The sequence below is a fragment of the bacterium genome (assembly GCA_040755795.1).
GTDB lineage: Bacteria > UBA9089 > CG2-30-40-21 > CG2-30-40-21 > SBAY01 > JBFLXS01.
The window spans coordinates 1-2,764 of record JBFLXS010000479.1 but is presented as its reverse complement, the minus strand read 5'-3'; the positions used below and the strand labels follow the sequence as shown (position 1 = coordinate 2,764).

3 protein-coding genes are annotated in these 2,764 nt (G+C 40.2%); all 3 read left to right on the top strand.

Annotation, left to right across the window (positions count from 1 at the left end):
* Positions 1-153: 153 nt before the first annotated feature.
* The 3 genes from AB1414_18610 to AB1414_18600 all read left to right on the top strand — a co-directional run bounded on the left by AB1414_18610 (position 154) and on the right by AB1414_18600 (position 2,451).
* Positions 154-738, top strand: a complete 585-nt coding sequence (locus AB1414_18610) for a transglutaminase family protein (GenBank protein MEW6609427.1) — start codon at positions 154-156, stop codon at positions 736-738.
* A 76-nt stretch (positions 739-814) separates the two neighbouring features.
* Positions 815-1,240, top strand: a complete 426-nt coding sequence (locus tag AB1414_18605) for a pyridoxamine 5'-phosphate oxidase family protein (GenBank protein MEW6609426.1) — start codon at positions 815-817, stop codon at positions 1,238-1,240.
* 107 nt (positions 1,241-1,347) lie between these two features.
* Positions 1,348-2,451, top strand: a complete 1,104-nt coding sequence (locus AB1414_18600; protein ID MEW6609425.1) for a tetratricopeptide repeat protein — start codon at positions 1,348-1,350, stop codon at positions 2,449-2,451.
* Positions 2,452-2,764 lie beyond the last annotated feature (313 nt).

Here is a 2,764-nt window from a genome sequence, read left to right as displayed (position 1 = left end):
CTAACCCTTCGCTGCACCTGACTGCGGGGGCTGTGCCGCAATTGAAGTTTTGTGGTTTATCAAAAGGTTATTTTGTTTACAAAGGTTAGTGGTAATTCTCCCCGCAGCAGGTGAGCTCTATCGTTAGATTGTAACATGAGAACTCAAAATACTATGGAAAAATATTTAGAAGAGACCAAAATCATTGACTGGAAGTATCCTACTATTCAAGCGTTAGCAAAAGAACTGGCTGAAGGATGTAAATCGAACATAGAAATAGCAAAAAGTTGCTTTGAGTGGGTCAGAGATAATATCAAGCATAGCTGGGATTACCAGCTTAACCCTGTCACCTGCAAAGCCTCAGATGTGTTGCTGTATAAAACTGGTTATTGCTATGCAAAAAGTCACCTTCTTGGTGCCTTACTGAGAGCAAATGATATTCCAACGGGCTTCTGTTACCAACGGATAAGATTAGAAGGTAAGGGAACTCCGTATTGTTTGCATGGCTTAAATGCAGTATTTCTGCCTGAGTATGGATGGTATCGTATAGATGCGCGTGGTAATAAAGAAGGTGTGGATGCTCAATTTACACCACCAATAGAACAATTAGCGTTTTCAACAAATGATAAGCGGGAAGCCAATCTTCTTGAAATATGGCCTTCACCTCTACAGATTGTGATAGATGTATTAGAAAACTCCAGCACTTTCATAGAAGTCTATGAAAATTTGCCAGATGTTGAACTTTTGCAGACAATCTAACCAATCGCTGAAGCTGACGGCGGATAAATCCGCCGCAGCTTAGCTTGGTCGTTAGAAATAAAAAAGGAGGAAAAAGATGACACAAAAAGAAGTACTTGAATTCATCAACGAAAATATGGCTTGCACTCTGGCAACATGCGTTGACAATAAGCCACATGCTCGATGGATGTGGATGTATCGGGCTGACGAGAAAGGCATAATCTTTCACACGGGTGCTGTGAGAGATGTTTACAAACAACTTCGGGCAAACCCTAATGTTGAACTGTGTTTCTACAATATGGATCCTCAGAACATGGTCCAGGTCCGTGTCAGCGGAGTCGCTGAACCAGAAAACGATATGAAGCTGAAAGAAGAAATTATTTCAAGCAGACCTTTTCTTAAACCCATTGTTGATCAATATGGTCACGAGATAATTGCCGTATTTCGGGTCAAAGAAATGGTTGCTACTGTTTGGTCAATGGCAAAAAATCTTGAACCAAAGGAAGTCATTCATATAAAATAATTTCTAACCCATCGCTGCACCTGACCCTCGCTTCGCTCGGGCAGGTGAGCTTGGTCGTTAGGCAGGAAAATATTATGGATTATTTTTTGAGAAAAGAGAGGCATACAATGAAAAACGATCCTTTTTATGAGTATCGAAAAACCAAAATCCTTCCAGAAAAATATCAAATCGGAATGAACTGCTTTTTGGATACTATAGACGACGAAAATTTAGGACAACGTGTTTTTGAGGAAATAAAGTTGATTCCAGAGTGTTACACGATAGCCGAAAGCCCCACAAGATTTACTGAAAGTGGAGTTCCTGCACTATTTGGTGTTAAAACCCAGCATGTTTTTAATATGCATAAAAGAATACCCGAATTCGCAATAAAGGGCTATAAGGTTAGTAAAACGGTTCTTATAAGATTAATGTTAGAGAACCCAGATATGAGGGTGACTGTTTTTGAAAAGACGGAATACGCTAAGTCCGGTCATGCAGTTAAGACAAGAGTTGGTAATATAGTACTAAAGTCGAATGCTTGGCTTATCAGGGGAAATGAACATTGGACGAGAAAGGAGTACGCAGAAGCCTTAAGGTGCTTCGATGAGGCTCTAAAAGAAGAGCCATTAGACGCCAGGGTTTTTCAGAACCGGGGGAGCCTACTTCTGGAGATCGGACGCTATAACGAAGCAATAATGTGTTATGACAGCGTGTTAGAGATAGCACCAAATTATATTGGCGCATGGCTTGACAAGGCAAAGGCTCTCAAAAAACTGGAAAAGTATAATGAAGCCGTTGAATGCTATAACAATGCTTTAGAGATCAATCCGAAGGACAGCAACGCTTGGAATAACAAGCTAGACATTTTCATTAAATTAGACCGGTATACCGAGGCACTTGAATGTGTTAATAGCGCAATTGAAGTTACACCACAAGACGCTGAGCTTTGGGTTAATAAAGGCGGCATATTAGCTCAGCTAGGAAAGTTTGCAGAAGCCATTGAATGTTGTGACAGAGCTATTGACATTGATCCAAAGAATTCGGCTGCATGGAATAATAAGGCGATTTTTCTAATTGGATTGGAAAAAACAACAGAGGCGTTGCGTTGCGCTAATAAGGCTATAGATTTGGATCCCAAAATTGCTGCTTTCTGGAAGGATAGCGGACTTATAAAAAGGAATCGGGGGATGAATATTCGGGGTTTGATAAGTCGTCTCCTAAGTCGAGTGTAGGGAAAAAATAGAAAATAGGCACAACGACCATTAAAAGCCTAACAACTCGCTGCAGCCGACCGCCTAACGGCGGCGGCTGAGCTCTATCGTTAGACTAATAAAAATAATCACACAGAGACACAAAGTCACAAAGGAATTGAATAAAACAATAAACCTTTGTGTTCTTTGTGGCTTTGTGTGAGAAAATGGTAGTGTCAAAAATAATATGAAAGAGATATGAAAGAAATTGGAAATGAATAGAAGGTATTTTTGGACAAATCAAAGTGAGTATTTGGGGAACTTTTATCAGGTTTTTCTCTTTTCTGCGATGAGG